At 44.4% G+C, this 22,293-nt stretch carries 25 protein-coding genes and 1 tRNA gene; 14 read left to right on the forward strand and 12 right to left on the reverse strand.

The window, feature by feature from the left end; all coding sequences use genetic code 11:
• A partial coding sequence (locus J7J01_07450; GenBank protein ID MCD6210706.1) for a hypothetical protein occupies positions 1 to 212 on the forward strand: 212 nt, incomplete at its 5' end.
• 35 nt (positions 213 to 247) lie between these two features.
• Here J7J01_07450 and J7J01_07455 read toward each other — a convergent pair.
• The 3 genes from J7J01_07455 to J7J01_07465 are packed head-to-tail and all read right to left on the reverse strand — an operon-like array spanning position 248 to position 1,742.
• Positions 248 to 511 carry a hypothetical protein gene (locus J7J01_07455; GenBank protein ID MCD6210707.1) on the reverse strand — a complete coding sequence of 88 codons (264 nt, stop codon included), beginning with the start codon at positions 509 to 511 and terminating at the stop codon, positions 248 to 250.
• 2 nt (positions 512 to 513) lie between these two features.
• Positions 514 to 1,551 carry a hypothetical protein gene (locus J7J01_07460; GenBank protein ID MCD6210708.1) on the reverse strand — a complete coding sequence of 346 codons (1,038 nt, stop codon included), beginning with the start codon at positions 1,549 to 1,551 and terminating at the stop codon, positions 514 to 516.
• A gap of 2 nt (positions 1,552 to 1,553) precedes the next feature.
• Complete coding sequence (locus J7J01_07465) at positions 1,554 to 1,742, reverse strand: hypothetical protein (protein ID MCD6210709.1); 189 nt, start codon at positions 1,740 to 1,742, stop codon at positions 1,554 to 1,556.
• A gap of 255 nt (positions 1,743 to 1,997) precedes the next feature.
• On the opposite strand from J7J01_07465, the gene pdxS reads away from it, so the two are divergent.
• Positions 1,998 to 2,900, forward strand: a complete 903-nt coding sequence (pdxS, locus tag J7J01_07470) for a pyridoxal 5'-phosphate synthase lyase subunit PdxS (GenBank protein MCD6210710.1) — start codon at positions 1,998 to 2,000, stop codon at positions 2,898 to 2,900.
• Between the two features lie 20 nt (positions 2,901 to 2,920).
• Here the strand turns inward: pdxS and J7J01_07475 are convergent, their stop codons facing one another.
• From J7J01_07475 to J7J01_07495, 5 genes are all read right to left on the reverse strand, one after another.
• A complete protein-coding gene (locus J7J01_07475) occupies positions 2,921 to 3,568 on the reverse strand; it encodes an RlmE family RNA methyltransferase (GenBank protein MCD6210711.1) in 648 nt (215 codons plus the stop codon).
• A complete protein-coding gene (locus J7J01_07480; GenBank protein MCD6210712.1) occupies positions 3,552 to 4,421 on the reverse strand; it encodes a hypothetical protein in 870 nt (289 codons plus the stop codon). Before J7J01_07480 ends, J7J01_07475 begins: the two co-directional genes overlap by 17 nt.
• Positions 4,422 to 4,804: 383 nt before the next feature.
• Positions 4,805 to 5,518, reverse strand: a complete 714-nt coding sequence (locus J7J01_07485; GenBank protein ID MCD6210713.1) for a hypothetical protein — start codon at positions 5,516 to 5,518, stop codon at positions 4,805 to 4,807.
• 105 nt (positions 5,519 to 5,623) lie between these two features.
• Positions 5,624 to 6,955 (reverse strand): amidohydrolase, encoded by a 1,332-nt coding sequence (locus J7J01_07490; GenBank protein ID MCD6210714.1) that lies wholly within the window; start codon positions 6,953 to 6,955, stop codon positions 5,624 to 5,626.
• Positions 6,922 to 7,734, reverse strand: coding sequence for a hypothetical protein (locus J7J01_07495; GenBank protein ID MCD6210715.1), 813 nt, complete (start codon positions 7,732 to 7,734; stop codon positions 6,922 to 6,924). Before J7J01_07495 ends, J7J01_07490 begins: the two co-directional genes overlap by 34 nt.
• A gap of 84 nt (positions 7,735 to 7,818) precedes the next feature.
• Between J7J01_07495 and J7J01_07500 the strand changes: the two genes are divergently transcribed.
• Genes J7J01_07500 through J7J01_07510 form a run of 3 tightly spaced genes read left to right on the forward strand, consistent with a single transcriptional unit; the run spans position 7,819 to position 9,007 of the window.
• Positions 7,819 to 7,977 (forward strand): 50S ribosomal protein L39e, encoded by a 159-nt coding sequence (locus J7J01_07500; protein MCD6210716.1) that lies wholly within the window; start codon positions 7,819 to 7,821, stop codon positions 7,975 to 7,977.
• Positions 7,978 to 8,009: 32 nt separating this feature from the next.
• Entirely contained in the window at positions 8,010 to 8,273 is a 264-nt protein-coding gene (locus J7J01_07505) for a 50S ribosomal protein L31e (protein ID MCD6210717.1), read from the forward strand.
• A complete protein-coding gene (locus J7J01_07510) occupies positions 8,273 to 9,007 on the forward strand; it encodes a translation initiation factor IF-6 (protein MCD6210718.1) in 735 nt (244 codons plus the stop codon). The genes J7J01_07505 and J7J01_07510 overlap by 1 nt, the downstream gene beginning before the upstream one ends.
• Here J7J01_07510 and J7J01_07515 read toward each other — a convergent pair.
• Positions 8,989 to 9,059: transfer RNA gene (locus J7J01_07515), tRNA-Gly, on the reverse strand. The two genes, J7J01_07510 and J7J01_07515, sit on opposite strands and share 19 nt — an antisense overlap.
• A 400-nt stretch (positions 9,060 to 9,459) precedes the next feature.
• On the opposite strand from J7J01_07515, the gene J7J01_07520 reads away from it, so the two are divergent.
• Positions 9,460 to 10,935, forward strand: coding sequence for an ATP-binding protein (locus J7J01_07520; protein ID MCD6210719.1), 1,476 nt, complete (start codon positions 9,460 to 9,462; stop codon positions 10,933 to 10,935).
• A 111-nt stretch (positions 10,936 to 11,046) separates the two neighbouring features.
• Positions 11,047 to 11,943 (forward strand): acetylxylan esterase, encoded by an 897-nt coding sequence (locus J7J01_07525; GenBank protein ID MCD6210720.1) that lies wholly within the window; start codon positions 11,047 to 11,049, stop codon positions 11,941 to 11,943.
• A 226-nt stretch (positions 11,944 to 12,169) separates the two neighbouring features.
• On the opposite strand, the gene J7J01_07530 is transcribed toward J7J01_07525, so the two are convergent.
• Positions 12,170 to 12,367 (reverse strand): hypothetical protein, encoded by a 198-nt coding sequence (locus J7J01_07530; GenBank protein ID MCD6210721.1) that lies wholly within the window; start codon positions 12,365 to 12,367, stop codon positions 12,170 to 12,172.
• The gene (locus tag J7J01_07535; protein MCD6210722.1) at positions 12,364 to 12,621 is read right to left on the reverse strand and encodes a hypothetical protein; all 258 of its coding nucleotides are present in this window, start codon (positions 12,619 to 12,621) and stop codon (positions 12,364 to 12,366) included. Before J7J01_07535 ends, J7J01_07530 begins: the two co-directional genes overlap by 4 nt.
• Positions 12,622 to 13,682: 1,061 nt before the next feature.
• Here J7J01_07535 and J7J01_07540 point away from each other — a divergent pair.
• Genes J7J01_07540 through J7J01_07550 form a run of 3 tightly spaced genes read left to right on the forward strand, consistent with a single transcriptional unit; the run spans position 13,683 to position 19,256 of the window.
• On the forward strand, positions 13,683 to 16,460 hold the full coding sequence (locus tag J7J01_07540) for an FAD-dependent oxidoreductase (protein MCD6210723.1): 2,778 nt from the start codon (positions 13,683 to 13,685) through the stop codon (positions 16,458 to 16,460).
• 45 nt (positions 16,461 to 16,505) lie between these two features.
• Positions 16,506 to 17,324 carry a PAC2 family protein gene (locus J7J01_07545; GenBank protein MCD6210724.1) on the forward strand — a complete coding sequence of 273 codons (819 nt, stop codon included), beginning with the start codon at positions 16,506 to 16,508 and terminating at the stop codon, positions 17,322 to 17,324.
• On the forward strand, positions 17,325 to 19,256 hold the full coding sequence (locus J7J01_07550) for an NFACT family protein (protein MCD6210725.1): 1,932 nt from the start codon (positions 17,325 to 17,327) through the stop codon (positions 19,254 to 19,256). It abuts the gene before it with no gap.
• Positions 19,257 to 19,307: 51 nt separating this feature from the next.
• Here the strand turns inward: J7J01_07550 and J7J01_07555 are convergent, their stop codons facing one another.
• Positions 19,308 to 19,724: a YjbQ family protein gene (locus J7J01_07555; protein ID MCD6210726.1), complete on the reverse strand. Its 417-nt coding sequence runs from the start codon at positions 19,722 to 19,724 to the stop codon at positions 19,308 to 19,310.
• 153 nt (positions 19,725 to 19,877) lie between these two features.
• Between J7J01_07555 and J7J01_07560 the strand changes: the two genes are divergently transcribed.
• The 4 genes from J7J01_07560 to J7J01_07575 all read left to right on the forward strand — a co-directional run bounded on the left by J7J01_07560 (position 19,878) and on the right by J7J01_07575 (position 22,250).
• On the forward strand, positions 19,878 to 20,108 hold the full coding sequence (locus J7J01_07560) for a hypothetical protein (protein MCD6210727.1): 231 nt from the start codon (positions 19,878 to 19,880) through the stop codon (positions 20,106 to 20,108).
• Positions 20,109 to 20,293: 185 nt separating this feature from the next.
• Entirely contained in the window at positions 20,294 to 20,782 is a 489-nt protein-coding gene (locus J7J01_07565) for a hypothetical protein (protein MCD6210728.1), read from the forward strand.
• 52 nt (positions 20,783 to 20,834) lie between these two features.
• Positions 20,835 to 21,410: an NTP transferase domain-containing protein gene (locus tag J7J01_07570; protein MCD6210729.1), complete on the forward strand. Its 576-nt coding sequence runs from the start codon at positions 20,835 to 20,837 to the stop codon at positions 21,408 to 21,410.
• Positions 21,411 to 21,527: 117 nt separating this feature from the next.
• On the forward strand, positions 21,528 to 22,250 hold the full coding sequence (locus tag J7J01_07575; protein ID MCD6210730.1) for a MotA/TolQ/ExbB proton channel family protein: 723 nt from the start codon (positions 21,528 to 21,530) through the stop codon (positions 22,248 to 22,250).
• Positions 22,251 to 22,293 lie beyond the last annotated feature (43 nt).

Consider the following 22,293-nt stretch of genomic DNA (forward strand, 5'->3'; position numbering starts at 1 on the left):
GATTATCATGGGATTGCCCATCGGATGAGCTCCAGATATACTATAAAACCGAAGCCGGCAATGACTCTTATATCGAAAGCCCTTCTACTAACCCTGGCTATCCAATTCCCGAACTGTCAACCCTCATCCTGTTCGCCTCTGGCTTGCTCGCACTGGTGGGGTATGTGCTGTTAGAGAGGGATAAGAGGAAACGTAAAAATAAAAATAGGTGATTGCTTAAAGGAATTCCAGTTCCGTGCTTATGTTCTCATTTATCCTTTATAATTATGCCTCGCAGCAAATATACGACAACAGCGATGACGCATGCCACGAAGCCTGCTTGAACCAAAGAGCGGTATTCATATTTGAATAGCGTGGAAATAGCATCCATAGCAAAGAAATAGAATTGAAAGACTGCCACAGCGAGTAAGATCATAAGGATTACGAAAACACCGAGCCTGAAATACCTGAAAATATCCTCTGATGTGGATCCTCCCTCGTTCTTCTCCTTTGGTTCTTTCTCCGTCCCCATTTTCACATACCACCTCCCCTCTTCTTTGCCATTAATAGAAATACAAAAACAAAAGAAATAAAGAGTGCAATAGCGGCGGATAAAGTTCCAAATCCCGGTGCCTTTGGTGCTGGAGTGGGATAAGGCACAGATTTTGGAACTGGTGCGCCAGTGGGGCTGAAATCAGTAATTTTTATTTGGGGCGAAATTTCTACCCTCTTCTCCTTCGCTCCCAATACTACCGTTCTGTTCACAAAAGGGCTTAATATGACCATCCCACTGCTTTCTTTTATTATCCTCCCTGATTGCCATATTTGGATCTCAAATATATAATCCCTGCCATTAAGCACCCTTAGTTCTGCGTAATGTAGCGATGTAGTGCCTTCTTTAAGAAATCCAAGCTCTTTCCAGGTCTTGTCTGCGATTAACCTCGTTTCGTTGTCCCGCGCCTTTATCAACGCTCTCAGACCGCCGACGTCTCTACCGAGATTGTCAATGTATAGAGTGGTATTAATGATTGCGTACTCCTTCTCTTTCCCCCCTCTGCTCTCTACTTCTACTGCTTCCACAAAGAAATCAAGTTCCCGTACGGAAATCTTCGCAACGGACGGGGGTTCCAGGCATGATAACCCATAAATAGCCCTTTCGCCCCGCAGTATGCCTTTACCGTCTTCAAAAACAACTATTTGTAGCCTGTATCCGTCTTCCTTCGGAAGCTTCAAGTACGTAATCGCAGTTTTTGTGGCTCTCTTCCCTATTTCTCCCACTTCCGTCTCGGTAGAACCGACGAGTAAATTCGTATCAGCATCATATGCCTTTACCAGAACATCCACTTCGCCGGATTTTGCATCCCCACTGTTATCCAGATACGTGGTCACGTTCAACGATACATCGGCAATGTCAAGTGCTTCCGCAGAGATGTCAATATCGGTAATTGCTATTTTAGACCGCTTGTATGGTTTTAAACCTCCACCAATCGTTGCTACTAACGTAATAGCCACTAAGAACGCAAACACCACCGCAATTGTTACAATTGCCAGTTGTTTTTTCCCAGACTCCATAATTAAAATCCTCCAAATACCGGGAACCATGGTCCCGTCATCGTTGCAATAAACGCAGCAAATATCACCAGAATGACGACGAAATACGTAAGGACGTCGCCAATCGTGTCTTCCTTTGAGTTGCCAAAAGTTCTCGAAGGACTGAACAAGAACCTTATTATCCTCTCCCCCTCCCCTATACTCAACACCATTTTGTGTCACTGAACTGAAGTTGTCAAGTACAAGAATAAAGATAAACCTCCTTTATAAAGTTTCCTGTTGTATTGCCGAAATTTTTGATTGTTGCCAGGCGCACAACTTTTGACTGGTTACCGGTTTATACTGCGAGAATACAACAGGGGCTCATGGAGTTACCCGATTATGCCACATAGCAGATTGCACTTCACTTATCCCACATTAACGTTAATATATCATAAATCCTAATAAAAGATAGGAGGGTGAAGAAGATGGAAAAAAATGTGATAGGTGATCTCAGGCATGGAACAGAGCTCTTGAAGCGAGGATTCGCATCTTTGCAGAAAGGAGGAGTCATTATGGATGTTACGAATGTTGAGCAGGCGGAGATAGCAGAAGATGCAGGTGCCATTGCGGTTATGGCGCTGCATGCTGTGCCTGCAGACATAAGGAAGGCAGGAGGTGTAGCGAGAATGGCAGACCCCGCAGTTATCACAGAGATCATGGATGCAGTTACAATACCTGTGATGGCGAAATGTCGAATAGGGCACTTTGTGGAGGCGCAGATATTAGAAGCGTTAGGTGTGGACATGGTGGATGAATCGGAGGTACTAACACCGGTAGACACGCACCATATAGATAAGAAGAAGTTTACCGTGCCGTTTGTCTGCGGTGCCCGCGATTTGGGTGAGGCACTACGACGCATCGAGGAAGGTGCAGCAATGATAAGGACAAAAGGAGAAGCGGGCACAGGTGATGTAAAAGAAGCGGTTCGGCACATGAAATTGATTATGGGCGAGATAAGGTCGTTGCGGGGCAAGAACGCAGAGGAATTGAAGGATGTAGCGAAAGAGTTGAAGGTATCACCTGAACTTGTGCGAGAGACAGCGGAGTTGCAGCGATTACCCGTAGTCAACTTTGCAGCAGGGGGAGTGGCAACGCCTGCAGATGCCGCACTGATGATGCAGCTCGGTGCAGATGGCGTATTTGTCGGTTCCGGGATATTCAAGTCAGAGAACCCGCGCCGAATGGCTTCAGCGATTGTAGAGGCAGTTAACTGTTATGATGACCCTAAGAGGCTGGCGGAGATCTCAAAAAGTCTGGGCATGCCGATGAAGGGTATAGAAGTGAGTACGCTCACGGAATCGACGAAGCTGCAAGTACGGGGATGGTGATCGAGACAGTGGAAATCACTTCATTTTAAAGCTTTAAATTTAAAGCTTTTTCCTATCACGAACACTTCTGCACTTCTTTTATGTGATGCTTTTGGTGTATATGCTCTTGTATCCCGAAACATATCCTTCACAGACCTGTAGAATATACTATAGTATTCTCCCTGAAATATTTTAGCAACGAAGTTCCCGCCTGGCTTCAATAGGGCAGTTGCAATACCCAAAGCTGATTTGCTCAGTTCGAACGAGCGATAGTGGTCATAAACACGGTTACCTGACAGCTTCGGCGCTGCATCTGAGAGCACAACTGCTGCCGCAGCTGCAGAGTCGTTCCTACAACCATGCAACCCATGCAGCATAAGAGCTTCTCTGAGCAGTTTTATAGTTGCTTCCTGATCTGTTATATTCCCCCTCAGGGTAACCACACCCTCTATCGGTGCGATATGCTGTAAATCCACACTTATCACCACACCATGAACACCAACCACCTCTCTTGCCACCTGAGACCAGCCACCGGGTGCGGCACCAAGGTCTATAACTGTATCGCCACGCTTCATTATCCTGAACTTAGCTACTATCTCCTTCAATTTGTATGCTGACCGTGACCTGAAGCCTTCTTCTTTCGCCTTTATATAAAATCTATCCCTCGCTAATTCACCCTTCCTCACCATGATAAAGCTCTTTCCGCCTTGCTTCCAGCATCTCGATCTCGCGCCCTATATACTCAGCCGCGGTTATCACCTCTGTATCGGACTCACTGGCGCATTCATACACCCCCGCTATTCGCTCACGGTACTTCAGGTCGCGCATGAAATGATGGTCAACAATGAGCTCCTTCAGTGAGCCACCGTGTATCAATTTGCACATGTTCTCTACCGAAAGTGCCAGACTCTGCTTTGAATATCTGAAGCCAAGCATATAGGTCATGGGACCATCGAGGATGAGAAGCTCGGGATTCTCGCGAATGATGAATTCCACCTGCGCATCAACTGCGGGACCTTCAACATCGCTTGTGAAGACCATCTTATCACCGCCACTCGCTATGCTCACCTCCACCACGTATCCCAATCTGGGGTTTGTACCGTGGTAAACGGGCTTGGAGAAGGTGATGGTGGTGGAGCCATGCTTGAACTCCCTGCCATCTGCAATATTTATGGACTCTGGTATGCCTTTCAGTTTATCCATGAAAAAAGATGCACGCTCTGCCTGGCTCTTGTTTATGCTATCTGATGGATGTTTCAGATAGACTATCTTGTCCTGGTATATCTCCGGTTCGTGTGGGTTATGGTGGTCGTAGTGGTAATGCGTGACGATCATAATATCACTCCGAGCTGCATAGTCTTTTATAAGCGTCCAGGACTCATGCATCCTCTGTTGCTCTTTTGGATGTGGAGGAAGATGATACCTGCTGGGCGCCAGTGAGACTCCAGGGTCTATCAGAACTGCCACATCTCCGGTCTCTACAAATGTAGCCATGGACCGCACACCAAAGCTATCAAATGCCAGTGGCTTTACTTTTAGCATTTCGGTTTCGCACCATCCCTAATATAATAAAATATATCCATATATTATGATATAGGTGCATGATTCCTGACTTACAAACGAAGTCGAAAACCATAAAAACGCAGATCAGGCACAAGTAACAGTCTATCATATAGCTATCTCGCACCTTGAGGAAATATGGAGGGAATAGCTACCTGAGATAGAGCGGTTCTTGCCAGAGGCGGAGCTATTTTTTTGGATTTTACAATAGTCATGGAGAATGGTGAGCGAGAACGAATAGAAAACTACTTCAACGAGTTAGTAGGCAACTGGATGAGATTGCAGAGAAAGAGTGATAAAAGAGTACATAAAGTATAATATCTCTTTGCTGAAGCTTTCTTTTTGAAAGAAAGGTTTTTTATATACTATATCTTAGGCAAGAGATGTGCATATCTCTTTATCCTGATTGATCCCGCCTCTGATTGTATGAGCCAGGTCATCCAGCAGAGCTCTATTGCTTTATAACCGGTTTCCAGGGCAACATGTTCAACCTCTTTTATGAATTCAAGATCACTACGTGGCATAGTCAAACCAGCTTTCTTAAATATCTCCCCTATAACCCTTTTAACTATCTTGTCCGGCATCACGGTATCAACCCCCGCCATCATTCTCAGATATTGGAAGGTATTTATTCCCACACCTTTGATCTTACCAATCGGGTCTTCTTCCCAATTCTCAAGTTTAGAGCTCTTTGCCCAGTAAATGAATGCCGTACGGTCATCTGATTTGATCTCATTTTTAATCGTAGCGAGATACGCTGCAACCGCCTTCGCCACTGCCCATGATCTCTTATTTCGCCAGACAGACCTCAAATTCTCGATATCTGCAGTTGCTAAATCCTCAACGGTTTTTATCAGCCCGGTATCAATGAATCGCCTCTTAAATTCTGCCACTTTTGGCACAATTGCCTGGAAGTAATTCAAGCCGAGGGATGTAAAGGATGCATCAACGATCATCAGAACCACGCTTCCATCCCAGCGTTCGGTTCTCAAACAGCGATCGCAATACTCCCTCACCTCAGGGACCTTTTCCATATAGCTCGCAACGACCTCTTTTAGATTAAGATCATGGATGGCCATTTTTAACCATATCCAAAAAATCTTCGGCACCTATTTTTGTAATTCATTGACGGATTGACTATAATTGTATCGCCCATTCTTCCCATAATTCCAAAAAGGGTAATATTAAGAATCCTCCACGAGCCTATAAGCAACCTCTCTCGCCTTCTCTTTTAGCTCTTCCTCGCCCTCTACTTCCCTGTCTGACATTAGAATCCTACCATCACATATCACAGTATCAACACAACAGCCACTCGCTGCATATACTATATTCGAGATTAAATTATGGTTTGGCACAAGTTCTACTTTCTTCAAGTCCAGCAGTACGATATCGGCGAGTTTTCCCGCTTCAATCGCTCCTGAGTTCAGTCTAAACATCCTGGCTGGATTCACAGTTGCGAGTTCAAACGCCTCTTCCGCTGGCATCACTGTTGGATTGGTAAATACCTTATGAAATAATGAAGCTATCTTCATCTCCTCAAACATATCAAGATTGTTATTCGATGCACAGCCATCGGTTCCAAGTGCGATATTCCTGTACAATCCTGCTTGTTTCATTTGCTCGTATGGCATTCGCCCTGCTGCCAACTTCATATTCGATGCAGGATTGTGTACTATCTTAACTCCATGTTGTTTTAACAAAGCCAGTTCTCTACTGCTTAGATGAACACAGTGGGCTGCTATTGTCCTTGGACTTAAGAACCCGATACTGTCAAGGAATTCAACTGGACGCATTCCATATCGGTCTACACAGCTCTTTACCTCTTCTTCGGTCTCTGATAGATGGATATGAACCAGGAGGTCATGTCGCTCTGCAAAATCGCGTACCCAGCATAAACTCTTCTCAGAGACCGTATAGACTGCATGCGGACCCAATACAAAGATAATTCTATCGGGTAGACCTTTACTCTCGTGGTATAAACGCTCATTTATACGTATCTGCTCTTTCGCACGCTCTTCATCAAGACCATCAATAAAGACCGCAGATAGCGCAGCTCTAAGACCTGATTCGGTTACTGCTCTCGCACTGCCCCTGAAATGCCAGTACATATCATTAAAGAAGACAGTCCCTGATTTTATCATCTCCAGGCATGCAAGTTTTGTACCCCAATAAACGTCTTCTTCGGTCAGCCGCGTCTCCACAGGCCATATCTTATCAGATAGCCAGTCATGAAGTGGCATGTCATCTGCATATCCACGCAAGAGTGTCATTGCTGCATGTGTATGGGCATTAAAGAGTCCAGGTATTGCTACTTTACCGTGACCCTGGAGCACGAATTCTGCTTTGCTTCTCTTTCTTTTTCCTGGATCCGCGATCTCTTCTATCAAATTGCCCTCTATGTAGATATCCTTCTCCTTACCATTACCATTACCCATCACCTGCACGCCCTTTATCAAAATCGATGACATGGCTCTTATCACGTTTAGAAGTCCAATATCCGCATCTTCTTCATCCACACGCTTACTGCTCTTCTTGCCTTATCAGGGTTTGTGAAATTGGATTCTATCTCTTTATCCTGTGGAATTCCTATAAATGGGTCTAATGTGTGCCGTTCGACATCCGCTACCCAGATCATCATCTCACCCACATCGTGCTCCCGGAAGAATGATATAAAAGGGGCAGGAGTCTTCTCTGTTGGTATCACTATCACATCAGCATCAGCATCACCATCCACAGCCGAATTGCCACCCATAAGATATGGGACGAACTTAATAGAAGATAATATCAAGATACGCAGGTGTTTATCACTGCTTTTAACTGCGAGCAGATCGATGTACTCATATTTATGCTCATATTGCCTGCATATATGCAAATTCCTTACTTCATGTGTCTGTATCTGGTATCCCGCCCTATGCATGAAATCTACTACGACCTCCGCCACTGTATCTGGCGGATTTTTTATCGCAGACCAGCGCAAAAAGGCATCTTCCAGCTCTGTACCCATATACCTGTGCGTGGGAAGGCAGTAAAAGATCTCACCCTGATAGTTTATCTTCGTCTGCATATCGGGCGAGAAGACAGAGATCTTGTCCTCACGTGTTGTTATACTATTGAATATCAGTTCTTCTAGGTCTCCCCCCAGGTTCTCCTCCAGCGCCTCCCTTTCTCTCATGCTGAGTGATTCCAGTTCCAGCGATTCTCTTATCCTCAACTTGAGCTCACCTTCTGAAATCACCCTGTATTTAGAAGCATAATCTCCAAGCCTGTTAAATACCGATAGTAATACATCGCTCATCTTACATCTTCGTTTTGATATAGGCTTTTATTTAAATAGAAAAATAATCTTTATAAAGAATATTACATAGACATAGATAGACAAATGGCAATAGGGAAGAATACGAGAGGCAGGAAGCTAAGACTTTGTAAAGCGAACAGGCAGAACAGGCGGGTACCTGCCTGGATAATGGTGAAGACAAACAGGAGAGTGACTACGCATCCAAAGAGGAGAAATTGGAGACGGGTGACTCTGAAAGTATAAGTATAAATATAAATGAAAACTGGTGATTGAAGATGGAAGAGCAAGGAGAAGATGAGCGTATTTATACGATACCGTTGAGGGCGGTGAAGAAGGCGCCACGGTGGAAGAGGAGTAAACGTGCGATAGCTCTGATTAGAGAATTTTTGATGCGACATACGAAGGCTGAGTATCTGATCCTTGGCAATACACTGAACGAGAAGATATGGGAGCGAGGCTCGCAGAAGCCACCATCCCGGGTTCGGGTGCGAGTGACGAGGGAAGAGGAGGATACAGTTAGAGCAGAACTTGTTGAATAATGAATATTAAGAAGGGATTGCAGAGGCAGAGGAGATTCACATTTGATATAGATGGCAGTCCTTACATAGGTCTCTTCGCGCTTTGTACCGAATCTTTACTCCTTTTGCCCACGCATGTGTCCGAGCGGCTGGCAGAAGAGCTGGAGCAGGTGCTTAAGGTGAAGGTCGTAAGGACTTATATCGCGGAGATGCCATTAATCGGGTGTTTGGCAGCCGGGAACTCAAATGGTCTTGTTGTTTCTCAGTACACGCTGGAGCACGAGATAGAGCATATAAGAAGTGTAGCAAAAGCAGAGGGGGTGGAGTGTAAAATAAGACGACTGCCAATAGAGGAGAAGATGACCGCAGCAGGTAATATCATACTCACAAATGATACCGCTGCACTCGTACATCCAGGACTCTCAGATGAGGCGATAGAGGTGATAAGAGAGACGCTGGCTGTGGATGTATACAGAGGAGAGATAGGTGGATTGCGCACTGTGGGAATGGCAGCTGTGGCGACGAACAGAGGTGTTCTCGCACATAAAGATGCCACAAGGGCTGAACTGAGCTATCTGGAGGAGATATTCAAGTTACCGGTGGAGATAGGGAGTGTAAATTTTGGTGTACCGCTGATAGGCGCTGCATTACTCGCGAACACGAAAGGATATGCCGCGGGCTATGAGACGACAGGTGTGGAATTGGGAAGGATTGAAGATGCACTTGGGTTTGAGTATGCGTCGACCGGGATTTGAACCCGGGCTGTGGGCTTGGAAGGCCCAAGTCATACCCCTAGACCATCGACGCACCACTTTGTCTTTATTATATATTCCTTCTTTAAATTTAAATATAAACAAATAATTATTAGCACGACACTTAAAGCTTCCCGTATTCGACGTGGATACAGGGTCAATAGCTACGACTGCCACATTTTATCAGTCCTTATCGCCATTTCTCACTATCACCTCGCTTTTATACGCTAAGAATAGTTGATAGTTATAACTGCGGGATGTTTAAAAACTCTTTATAGGTATGTAGTGAGTTGTTTGGTGTTTGTTGGACAGCCTCGAAAAAGGAGAAGAGGTGAAAGATTAAAGATTAAAGATTAAAGGTTAAAGATTAAAGATGTTATACATTTAAATGTATAAATCTTTATAAAGACTTATACACAAATAAGTATAAAAAATGTGATAGAAGGGTTGAGAAAATGGTGGAAAGAGTGGGAGATATTGATAGAGAGATCCTGCTTAGATATGTCATTGCAAAGTTAAGAGAAGCACCGAGATTAGCACAAAATTATACCAGGATAGATGGCAGCCCTACCAAATACAGAAGAGCTTATTTTAGAATTAAAAAGTACATTGACGATTTTTTGCTTGGAAATATCGAGAATAGATTTGTGGTTATGCCCGGTCTAAGGGGTGTGGGGAAGACAACCATCCTTTTTCAGATATACGAATATTTAAGGGACGATAAAAAGATAGAGCAGGATAGGATTCTTTATCTCTCTACTGATGAACTGAAGGTATATCTGGGAGCCAGGATAACTGAGGTAATTGATGTTTTTATTGATGAAGTACATCAAACCTCTCCTGTAAATCTGGATAAAGAATTGTTTATCCTGATAGACGAGGCACATTATGATAAAGAATGGTCACAAACAGGTAAGATATTATATGATCAGAGCAAAAAGGTCTTCTTAGTATTTACCGGTTCTTCTGCATTGAGTTTAGAGATGAGTGTGGATGCTGCACGAAGAACAAAGAAAGAAACAGTTTTTCCGATGAATTTCTCAGAATATCTCATCTTAAAATATGATCTTTTTCCACCGGGAGGCATGGCTGAAAGTTTGAGAGAATTGATTTTCAGAGGGGACGAAGCATCTATACAACATGCATCCAGAAACGAGAATGAACTGAGGAAAAAAATGTTGAGAATATCTAAGCCAATTAAAAAAGAGTGGGAGGATTTTCTGTCTTGCAGAGGATTTCCCTTTGGATTGGGTATAGACCCGATAGACGTGTATGAAAGAATATTCAGCATGATTGACAGGGTGATAGAAAAAGATGTCTTTTCCGCACAATCTTTCAGTACAAAAACAAGAGAGACTATTTCAAGAGTTCTTACCTTTTTAGCACTGCAAAAACCAGGTGGAACCTCTGATTCAAAGCTTGCAGATAAATTGAAAACATCACCGACTTTGATAAGGAGTATATTGGATGTTCTGGAGAAGACACATTTAATTTTTAGCATAAAGCCTTATGGTGGTGCCGGGAAGATCATAAGAAAACCTTGGAAATACTATTTTTTATCTCCTTCAATAAATGCTGCTATAAGGTTCAAACTCGGCACATATGACACAAAGGACCGTGAGATGCTGGGGGTGTTAGCAGAAAACCTCGTTGCCTCGTACTTTTTCAGGATGAAGGAGACGGTAAATATGCCCCCGGGAATATTTTATGACGCAGAAAAGGAGGGGGTTGATTTCTTACTTCAAGATGCAACAGGAGAAAATATAATACCCATTGAAGTCGGTCTTGGAAAGAAGGGTAAAAGTCAGATTGGAAAAGCTATTAAAACATACAGATCCAGATATGGAATTGTGATATCAAACACAACAGAAAAGATAATGATAAAAGAAGATATAATTTATCTTCCCATAATAACATTTTCATTCGTTTAAATATATCATATAGCATAGCGTGTCGTTTATCTTCCGCATAACCTGCTCGCTGAGCCCTTGACTTAAATATCAAATTAAATAGAAGGAAGTTACTTTTTATAGAATGGGAAAATGAAACGATTGTTTGCGGCGGTATTCGCTATTGCATCAGTTACAATCACAGTGATACTTCTTTCGGGCTGTGTTACCAGGCAGGCGCAGGATTGGGCGGTTACCAGCGAAGGGCTGTTGAAATACCCGAAATGTACACCGGTATATCAATTGACGACGCTCGAAGCTGCTGACAATTACACGCTTTATAAGGTCACGTTTACAAGCAGAGGCACGGAAATATCAGGACTTATGCGAATGCCCGTAACGTCAGATAGAAAACTCGTCCCGGGGGTCGTGCTGCTTCCTGGAGCAACAGTGACAAAAGAAGGCGAGCAGAGGCTTGCGAAATATTTGTGTGGTCTCGGGTATGCAAGTATCGCAATAGACCAGCGGAATTTAGGTGTTGTGGATATACAGGGCGATTTACAGATGTTTTTGAATGGCGAAGAGCCGAGAGAGCACAAGATGGTGCACGATGCTCTTGCTGCTGCCGCGGTCTTACGTGCTCAGCCCGGGATAGATGCAGAGCGCATTGTATATGCGGGCGAGAGTAACGGTGCACGGTTTGCCATCATTGCATGCGCACTTGACCCAGAAGCACGAGGTGTGATTGCAATCAGCACGTGTGGATATGGAATAGATGCTGCAATTGCTTCCGGGCGACTGAACGACCCGGAGGAAATTCGATTCTACCGATCTATTGACCCTGAGACGTATCTTGATAAGATTCCACCGAGGAAGTTCGTAATGATTCATTCACTGAACGATACGGTCATTCATTATGAGAACGCACTGCGGACATACGCAAAGGCGGACAAGCCGAAGGAACTGCATACCGTTGGGACTGCTACGCATGGGTATTGTAAGGAAATGGATGCGTTCATCAAAACGGAACTCGAAAAGATGCTTCGATAGCAGGTTAGAAGTATAGCAGTATAGCAGTTTGGAGGTTTGGAGGCTTAGAGGCTTAGCTTAATTGCGTTGCAAAGGGGTATAATTGGAACGTCTTCTTCGGGAATGAGGGATGAATAGAAATTTATACAATTGTGCAATTTACTTTTTCTTATCATAGATAACAGTTTTTAACTGTAAACCTCGTATAAAAGGTCAATTTCTTCTATAATGTTCCTCTATGTACCCTTTATAATTCTGTTGAGATAAGTATATCTTTTAGACCCTTTGCGCCTTTCATTAAATAAAGTAGACCAATACTTAATGGAGTGCCTGAAAGAATAATATCGACAACTTCAAAAATTAAAATATCATTGTAAAGCTCACCATATGTGTCCAAAACAAATATGAGAAACAATGCTATAATAAAAAGATTAAAGGCATTCACAAAACTTTTTCCACATTCCCTTGCAGAACGTAATTTTTTTCCTGTCCATCCAATTTTTCCTGAATCGCTGTTCTTATTTCATCCGTGAGAGAAGATCGCTTCCATTCTTCGAGTTTTGAGATAGGTTCCCGTATCCTTTCACATACAGGACAAAGCAATGCTGCTGCCATAATAGAGAGTCCAGCAAGAGTCGCAACAAATATTACATTAAAAATTTGATCGACATTTTGTAAAACAACTAATAATTCATTCATGTTTTACATCTCACTTACTTTGTAATATGTAATGTTTGCCATTTTTGCATTTTGCATTTTTTTGCTTTTACATAAAAATTGGTCGAGTCCCCATTTTATAGGAAAGCATTTATATCCTATATTTCAATAGGAAACACAAAGGGATTGACGAAATGAGAGAAGTGAACTTAGACGAATTCTTTTGTCCAAACGAGGCAAGCTCAGATTACGGAAAGAAAGAAAGGAAGGAAGGGAAAACATCGTGCTAAAGGAACGCTATGGCAAACAGTATGGCAAACAGAATACTGCACAACTCAGATGCAAGACATGCAAGAAGACTAAGACTTTTAGTGAATGAATTACTCTCTGATACAGAAAATAGGCGAGATAAGAGCACTGATAATGCATTTGTGCCTGTTCTTTGCGTGGATCAACCTCGTTAAACCACACGATACACTAAAAATCGAAATTGCGGATGGTGAACGGCGTTGGATTGCGTAGCATTTTGATTAAACTTTTTTAAAGTTTGATAGAATACCTGCAATGGCTGCTAACCTCACAGACCACATCTGGGAATTAGAGGAGTTATTCAAGTTTAAACCACTCCCATAGCAGGTGAATATCAGAATATGCAGGGTGCAACGGGTCTATTTAGCTAGTGCAAACTCTCTTGTTTTTTTTGACCCGTTCGCCAGCCATACATCTGCATTCTATATTATTCAAGGGGCATTATAAAATTTGTATAGCATACTCTGTTTATATTTACATCTTCTCTTTCAAGTCGATGGAAGAGGGACACGCCCAGATTTTGATGATTGTTATCTATTCTCCTTTTAAGCCCGTGGAAATTGCTAGCTAGGGTTGTCCGGTAATCTCAGATTGCTTGCGGCTAATTTGAAATAATAGGTTAAGAAAAAGATAAAAAATTAAATAGTTTTATTCTAAAATGACAAAGTCAAGATACTTAAGGGGGATATTAAAAGTGAAACTTCGGGCGACTCTTTGTTTCGCTTTCGCTCCGTAAACTTCATATATCTCCGAACCGTTAGGTGTAATTGTGAGCAAAAGGCTTGCAGATAGATATGAACACTGAACGAAAAGCCCCGTATAAGGAATATTTACTTTCAGGCGAAGGATTTGGTATAGCGCGAGAGGTGCCGAGGTGTATATCAGCATGCCCTGCTGGCTGTGATGTTCATGGGTATCTGAGACTGGTCGAGGAAGGCAGGTACAGGGAAGCCTACCAGCTTATAATGGAGACCATACCTTTACCTGCATCTATCGGACGAATCTGCCATCATCCATGCGAAATGAGGTGCCGCCGGAGCTTCTTCGATGCTCCCATTGCCATCGCGGCAGTCAAGCGATTTGTGGGTGATTATAATAGTAGTAATGGTGGCATGCAGGCGGGTGAGGAAGCAGGAGCAAATACAAATACAACTACAAATACAAAGACCGAGAGCAAAACCAAAAGAGTAGCGATCATTGGTGCTGGACCCGCGGGTCTGACAGCTGCTTTCCGGCTGGCGAGTAAGGGTTACGCAGTGAAGGTGTACGAGCGATTGCCCTCAGAAGGTGGCATGCTCCTTGCTGGCATCCCCCCATACCGGTTGCCAAAGAAGGTATTGAAAGAGGAGGTAGACCGTATTAAGCGTTCTGGGGTGGAGATGGAAGTCGGTAAGGAGATAGATAAGAAGGAGTTTGAGAGGCTGCGTCAGGAGTATGATGCTATCTTTATCGCTGTTGGTATGCAAGAGAGCAGGAGACTGGGAATAGAAGGTGAGGATCTGGAAGGTGTTGTGGGCGGTATTGAGTTCCTTCGTGACTTCAATCTCAAGCATGCTCATGGTAGTAACAATATGAGGGGGAGAGGGATAGAGGAAGTAGGGATAGGGCAGAAAATAGCAGTGATAGGCGGTGGTAATGTAGCTATGGACGTTGCAAGATGCCTGATTCGTCTGGGTTCGGATGTAACAGTAACAGTTATTTATCGAAGGTCACGGGAAGAGATGCCTGCGAGTGTGGAAGAGGTAAGAGAGGCAGAGGAAGAGGGTGTGAAATTCTTATTCCTGGCTAATCCTACAAGGATTCTTGGGTCGTCAAGAGTGGAGAGACTGGAGCTTATCAGGATGAAGTTAGGAGCTCCTGATGAGTCTGGTAGGAGACAGCCAGTGCCCATAAAAGGGTCCCGGTTCTCGATTGATGTGGATATGGTGATACCAGCAGTAGGACAAGCATCGAATCTTCAGTTCCTCGAAGGTAGTGGCGTGGAGACAATACGTGGGCTAATAAAGGTAGATGAGTTCTGTTCCACCACGGTGGAAGGCATATTTGCGGGTGGCGATTGTGTTCATGGTGCTGCGTTCGCAGTGGATGCTATTGCAGATGGTAATGTCGCCGCGGACTCAATAGACCGTTTTCTGAATGGCGTTGAGATGAGAACTGGGTCTGAGTCTGAACCGGAATTAGGAGCAATCACAGAGCTGGTGAATGAAGAGGCATATATAATAGAGGAGTTGAAGAATGAGGAGAAGCTGGGCTTGATATCCAGAGCCATCAGATGCGAAATGCCTGAAATTGATATAGAAGAGCGTAAGACCAGCTTCAAGGAGGTGAAACGTGGTTTATCACAGGAAGCGGTAGTGGCAGAATCAGGTAGATGCATGAGGTGTAGAGGCTGTCTCCTGACTTCTCAAGGCTCGAAAGCAGAGATATCTGATGCGGATGCATTCATAGCGAGGTTGACATACGTTACGGGCGTGAACAAATGTGCAGAATGTGGCGAATGTACTGCTTCCTGCCCTGTTGCTGCGATAGATCCGGGATTCTCACCACGAAAACTCGCTGGTATGGCGATGCAGGAAAATGCTGACAAAATCGCATTGAGTGAAGAAATATGGTCCTGTATCTCCTGTGGTATCTGCAACACTATATGCCCGTATGGAGTGGATTTCCTGCGGTTCATCCAGGGTGTGAGAACCTTAGCGGTGAGCAGGGGCAGTGGCAATGTGCCACATTACAGCGAGCAGGGGCGGCTGGCAGTGGATGAGATAAGTACTACAGAGAGACTGAGATGGCTTGACGGCGTGGAAGGACTGAAGGTTGGAGACAGGGGTGATGTTTACTACTTCTCTGGCTGTATCTCTTTTCTCGACCACGTATACCACGATCGCACCAATTTGAGGCTGCTTGATATCGCACGCAGTGCTGTGAGGATACTCAATTCGATAGGGATTGTACCCGCAGTGAACAGCGAGGAGAGATGTTGCGGGCACGACCTGCTCTGGCTGGGAGACGAAAAGAGATTCCAGGCACTGATGAGGGCAAATATAGAGCTGATAAAATCGAGTGGTGCAAAAATTGTGGTTTTCTCATGCGCTGAATGCCTTAGAACTTTTGATATCGATTATCGGCGATTTTATGGTGAGTTGGGGTTTGAGGTCATGCATATCTCCGAATTTTTAAAGGATAAGCACTTGGATTTTGATTTGAATACATCGGCTGAAGAGCTCATCACTACATATCACGACCCTTGCCGGTTGAGCCATCTTGGGATATATGATGCGCCGAGGGCGATTTTAGCACGTATACCGGGTGTTAAACAGGTAGAGATGGCACATAATAGGGAACACACACTTTGCTGTGGTGTGAGTGGCTTGTTGAGCTGCAGCCCGATAGCAAGGGTGATGCAGATGTCAAGGTTAGCCGAAGCCGAAGCGACAGGTGCATCAAAGCTTATTGTTACATGTCCTAAATGCTGGATACATCTCGACTGTGCGTTGGAGAACAGTGTGAAAAAGGGAAGGAGGATAGAGATAGAGGACCTGACATCCCTGCTCGCAGCTCGGCTCAAGTTTTAAGTTTTAATAAATCTAAAAAGATAGTGTAATTAAGGGTTAAGGGCGATGGAAGAGTTTAGGATAGAAGAAATCTCGATCTACTGGAATGTGGACGAGGAGAAGTTCAAGGATAAGATAAGTAAGCACTTCAATATTATGGTAGCTGGTTTCCCACCGCTTGGTAATATCATACCCTACCACCTGAAGGAGCTTTTAAGCGATTCAGAGAAGATAATGAGCTTCTATTCCTATAATTTCCCGCCAATGGTGGAGGCGCAAGACGAAGAGTTTGTGATACCACATGACGAGCTCTGGTACAGTGAAGAGAAGCGATTGTTCTGTTATATTGGTAAATATCCAGAGACGGAGTATCTACCAAAGTCGGCTTATAAACAGGCAGAGGGGCTGGCACGGGTGGCAAAAGAGCTCTATGTCCGTGAATTATACACAGTGGGTGTGGTAATGCCCTTTCAGCAGCCTTTCAGGAATACCAAACCCGGTATAGAGGCGTATGTAGGCTACTTTGAGGGCTCGCATAAGGAACTACCTCCTGCTTCCGTGAAGATGACGAGGAAGAATATTGGCAGATACACGATCATTCGTAAGACAGGACTGCTTCCCGGGTTCGCATCGAAATTAGGAATTGAGAGCTATTCCATACTCGGGGTAGGGAAATATCCTGAGGATCTGAGAGCCTGTGCTGGTGCTTTAAGGGCGTTCAAGCGTATGTCTGGGCTGGAATTGGAGACGGGAGCAATAGAGAAGATGCTGCGTGAGAGTGCAGAAGCCGTTGAGGAGCGTATAAAGCAGCAGATAGCGAAGTCTACTTCTCATTATCGTGGCGATGGTGTGGGTGCCGATACATCTCAATACATGTATGGCTGAATGAAAGAATCGCTGAGCAGTGTGGACATAGCAGTGATTGTCAGGGAGTTACAGGAGCTGATAGGAGCCAGAGTGGAGAAGGTCTACCAGATAGGGCGCGAAGAGATAAGATTGAAGCTCCATCAGAAGAGCAAAGGTACTATTGACTTAGTAATTGAGGCGGGTAGACGACTACACATAACGAGATACAGGCGAGAGGCGCCGCGAGTGCCTTCTAACTTCTCGATGCTCCTCAGGAAGCACCTCGGTGGCGGCAGGATTATCGGAATACAACAGTTCGAGTTCGATCGGATAGTGGAGTTGAAGGTAAAGAGCAGAGAAGGTGAGCTCAGTCTGGTGTCAGAATTACTGCCAAGGGGAAACATCCTCCTGATAGACGCTCGGGGTGAGATATTGCATCCTTTCAGACGGAGGAGCTTCTCAGCGCGTGAGATAAAAGCGCATACACGTTACGAGAGACCGCCCTCAAGAGTAAATCCAATGCGAATGACTGCGGAAGAATTTAAGCTAATATGTAAAGCCTCAGATAAAGATGTGGTACGAACGCTTGCATTGGATTTGGGTCTGGGTGGTGTGTATGCGGAAGAGGTCTGTAAGCGGGCATGCATTGAGAGACACATGAGAGCCAGTGAGCTTGGGGATGCCGGGGTGAAGGCTGTTTGGGATACGATACAGGAAGTATTGAAGCCCGTGATGACAGGAGAAGGGTTGAGACCACATATCGTGATAGAGAACGGTGAGAGGGTGGATGTCTTGCCCTTTGAGTTGTGCAGGTATCGCGATAGCGATGCTGAGAAGATATTCTTCCCCACATTTAATGACGCTGTGGATGAGTTCTTCACGGAGAGGATAGTGGAGAGCGTAGAAGCAGCAGCACAGAACGAGCGTGAGAACAGGATCGCACGATATGAACGCATATTGAAAGAACAGAAGGAGGCACTGCGTGATTTCCAGGCGAAGGAGGCGGAATGCAGGAGAATAGGCGAGCTTATCTATGCAAGATACAACGAGATAGAGGAAATCCTGCGTAAAATGGATAGAAAAAAGAAGATAGTGGAGGTATCTCTGCCCGGATGTACACTGGAGATTGATACTTCTATATCCTTATTCAAGAACGCAAGCATCTGGTATGAGCGTGCGAAGGCATTCAAGAGAAAGCGAGAGGGTGTGGAACGAGCAATAGAGGAGACGATGACGAAGCTGAAGCAAGAACAGGAGCAAGCACAAGTCTGGGCACGAGAAGTGGCAGTTGCAAAAGGAGCGATACCGGAGAAGCGGGCTGTACGGAGGGATAAAAAGGAGTGGTACGAACGGTTCAGGTGGTTTGTGACCTCAGAAGGCGTTCTTGTGATAGCGGGTAAGGATGCAACCACGAATGAGTTGCTGGTGAAGAAGTATATGAACAAGGATGACCTCTTCTGCCATACACAGGCGAGTGGTGCACCGGTGGTGATAGCGAAGTGCAACGAGGAACTGTCAGATAGGAGTTTGAGGGCGATAGCGCAATTCGCAGTTTCATACTCCAGCTTGTGGAAATATGGATTCTATGAGGGTGAGTGTTATTTTGTTAAAGGTGAGCAGGTGAGCAAGAGACCGCCGTCAGGCGAGTATATAGCCAAAGGCAGCTTTATAGTACGAGGCAAGAGGCGGTATCTAAAGGCACCTTTAGGGCTCTGTATAGGCATTGAGAATAACAATAACCGGCTGGTTGCGGTTCCGGAATTGGAGAAGGACAGACTGGAGTTATTCGTGGAGCTGGCGCCTGATAATGAGCTGGATAAGAATTCGCTCGCAAATATGATTGTGGAGTTCTTCAATGCGCAAGGTAAGGGGGAAGCGGAGATGGTAACTCATGATGAGGTATTAAGTCTCTTACCTCCGGGTAAGTCGAGGATTAAGGCAAAGGTGAAGGGAAAAGTGAAGTCGGCATAGTTCATAGTTTATAGTGCTGTGATCACTAAAAGGCAATAACGTCCATCCTATTTATCCGATTATCTGTAGTATAAGCCGTCTTGACCTCCGTTTATTGTCCAGTTCGATGAATACCACCTGCTGCCATGTCCCCAGCATCAGCTTTTTATTCCGGAAAGGGACAGTAAGGGATGGACCAATAAAAGAGGCTCTTACATGTGAATGACCATTGCCATCGTGCCATCTATACTCATGCTCGTAATTTATATCACGCGGGAATAGTCGCTCCAGTGCATTTGGCAGGTCATGCAGCAATCCTGGTTCGTATTCGATGGTCGTTACTGCACCGGTAGAGCCGGGCACAAAGATGGTGACAATGCCGTTCTCTATCCCCGATTCCCTTAACTTGCTATTTACTTCACCTGTTATGTCTATTATCTCCACCTCGCCACGTGTATCAAACTGCAGCTCCTTCGTCTCCACTACCATTCTGATTCCACCGTTAGTTATATATTTAAAAATAGTGTAAATTAAAAGGTACTGATAGGTAGAATGAATATCGAGTACAAACCAAAAATCACGGAATTATTAGCATTAGCCATATTTTAGGGTGAGGGACAAAAAGAAGGTGTTTCAGAGATTATGAATAGAACGATGAAAGATTACGGAAATAAAATAGAGGAGAACGCACTGGAAAAGGATAAAAGGTGCTCCCGTGTTGTACTCTCCCTTAACGGGAATAAATTATCTCTGCGGATAGGCGGTGAGGACCTCATACGCGTGAGGACTGCCACAAATACCCGGCTCCGGTTAGTAAAAGTAGCAGAGGAGATGACATGCGTGGTGAAAGAATGCGATTCTCATGGTTTCTAAATGGGATACCGGCATTGGTGTTGCTCTTGCTGAGCCTACTCATTATTCTGGGCATGGTGTGGCTGATCATTAAATTATTGCCCTATCTCATCATAGCATTGGTAATATTGATTGTGATCCTTGGTCTCGTGTATTTTATCGTGAAGGTTTTTAGCTAAGTATATGTACCTATTAACTTAACTAACATGATAAAATCGTCTGCGGAGATAGCGGAGATATTGAAGAGGAGATGGGATAAGAGCAAAGACGAAGATAGGAATGAATGGCGAGTACTCAGTGGTAGGAATCCCAGAGGCAGGTATGACCTCTTCATCTCCACTCCAGAGCGTGTGTGGCAATTGAAGATAGAACAGACGGGTAATAACGAGGCAATCGGATTCGGTTTGGATGTGGGAAAACCGGATGAGGATATTAAGAAACTATTCGGGCATGGTGCACCGGTTCCTTTTGGTCTTGTATCGCCACAAGTAAAGAATAATTTAGCGATTGTTATGGCTGGTATTCAGCTATATTCCTCAGATTCCGCCTATAAGCTCTGCAATGAGTATGTCTCTAATAAGCAGGCGGAATTAGATGAGCGCCTGGACCGTGAGATAGAGCGAATGAAGAGCAACCCATTACTGAGACACCGGTATAGAGAGCAGAAGGAACGAGAAAGAATGTCGTACCTCTAAAATCTCGATTCTTCTTTCTATTTCTCTTTCTATTTCTTTTAGAGATGAAGAGATGATAGTGATAATCCTCGCAGGCGGTAAAGCAACCAGGATGGGTAAGGAGAAGGCGATTATAAAGTTAGGAGCCGAGAAACGACTGATAGATCTGGTTATAGGGGCAGTGAATGGCGCATTAAAAGCAGATGGTTTTATTGTGGCGGTAACGAAGTTCACGCCACAGACCGCTTTATACTGCCAGAGTATGAATTACAGGATGATAGAAACACCCGGATACGGCTATCATGCGGATTTACGTTATCTACTCACACGCTATCATGAATTTATATCCGTGGCATGTGATATCCCATTTTTACAGAGTGAACATATTGATGCACTGATAGACTTCTATTCCGAACATCATAATAGTGTTAGTGTTACCGGAGCTGTTCCTTTCAACATGGTACCAGATGGCATAAACCCTCTTCCCTTCACTTATCGTGGACAGAAACTGGTCGCATGCGGTATCAATGCCGTCATGAACTCGATGCATTCCTTACCTCTCGTCTTTCATGACCCCCTGCTCGCGATAAATGTGAATACCACCTCCGATTTACGGGTTGCTCTGCGATATCTATACAGGTACAAATAAGGTAATAATTGTTACTCATGATTCAAAAACCGAAACTCACTTTATTTGATGCACACCAGTTTATGGTGTAGGGGATACGGGAGATAGAGGTGCAAAACAGGAGGATAATGTAATGAGATGCTCTTCATAATATCTGCAATAGGGGGAAAGAGTTTTATTGTATGGCTCAGTTCCGATTTCCTTGCATGGATTACCTCCTTACTCCGGCTACCGGTACTGATCCTCTTATATGGACTGACACTGTGGGTGATCGTTGAGATTGGTATGTTCACATACGAATGGATTATAAGACACAAGTGCAGCAGTCGGACGGCATCAGTAGATCTGGAACTGTGCCTGCATGAAGCTGCAGCAGCATTACAGGTACAGGGTGATGGTGAATCCCGATCCAGACTCAAAGAAATAAGTGCAATACTGAAGAAATGCACATCTCATAAGTTCGTACTGCAGTTCCTGAACTGCCTCGCTGATATAGATGTAGCTTTAAAAGACGGTGATGGCGATGAAGATGCCCGGCAGTTCGCAATTAGATTAGAAAAGTTACTTCAGGGTTGCAATGCCGCGATAACAAAGAGTGTGGAACGCACGAGGGCAATGGTGCGAATAGGTCCGATGCTCGGGCTTATGGGTACGCTGATACCTATGGGACCTGCACTGCTTGCACTTACACAGGGTGATATAAACACACTTGCATCCAGTCTCATATATGCGTTCGGTACCACCGTCCTCGGTCTATTGATCGGCGGTGTCGCATACGTAATCACTACAGTTCGCCAGCACTGGTATGATAAAGACATGAATGATATAAGATATATATGCGAGATGCTCTTCGGTGAATAGAGTAGTGTTAGTGTAGCAGTATGAGTATAAAATGACAATTGTA

Source organism: Methanophagales archaeon (assembly GCA_021159465.1).
In the GTDB taxonomy this organism is placed as follows: domain Archaea; phylum Halobacteriota; class Syntropharchaeia; order Alkanophagales; family Methanospirareceae; genus G60ANME1.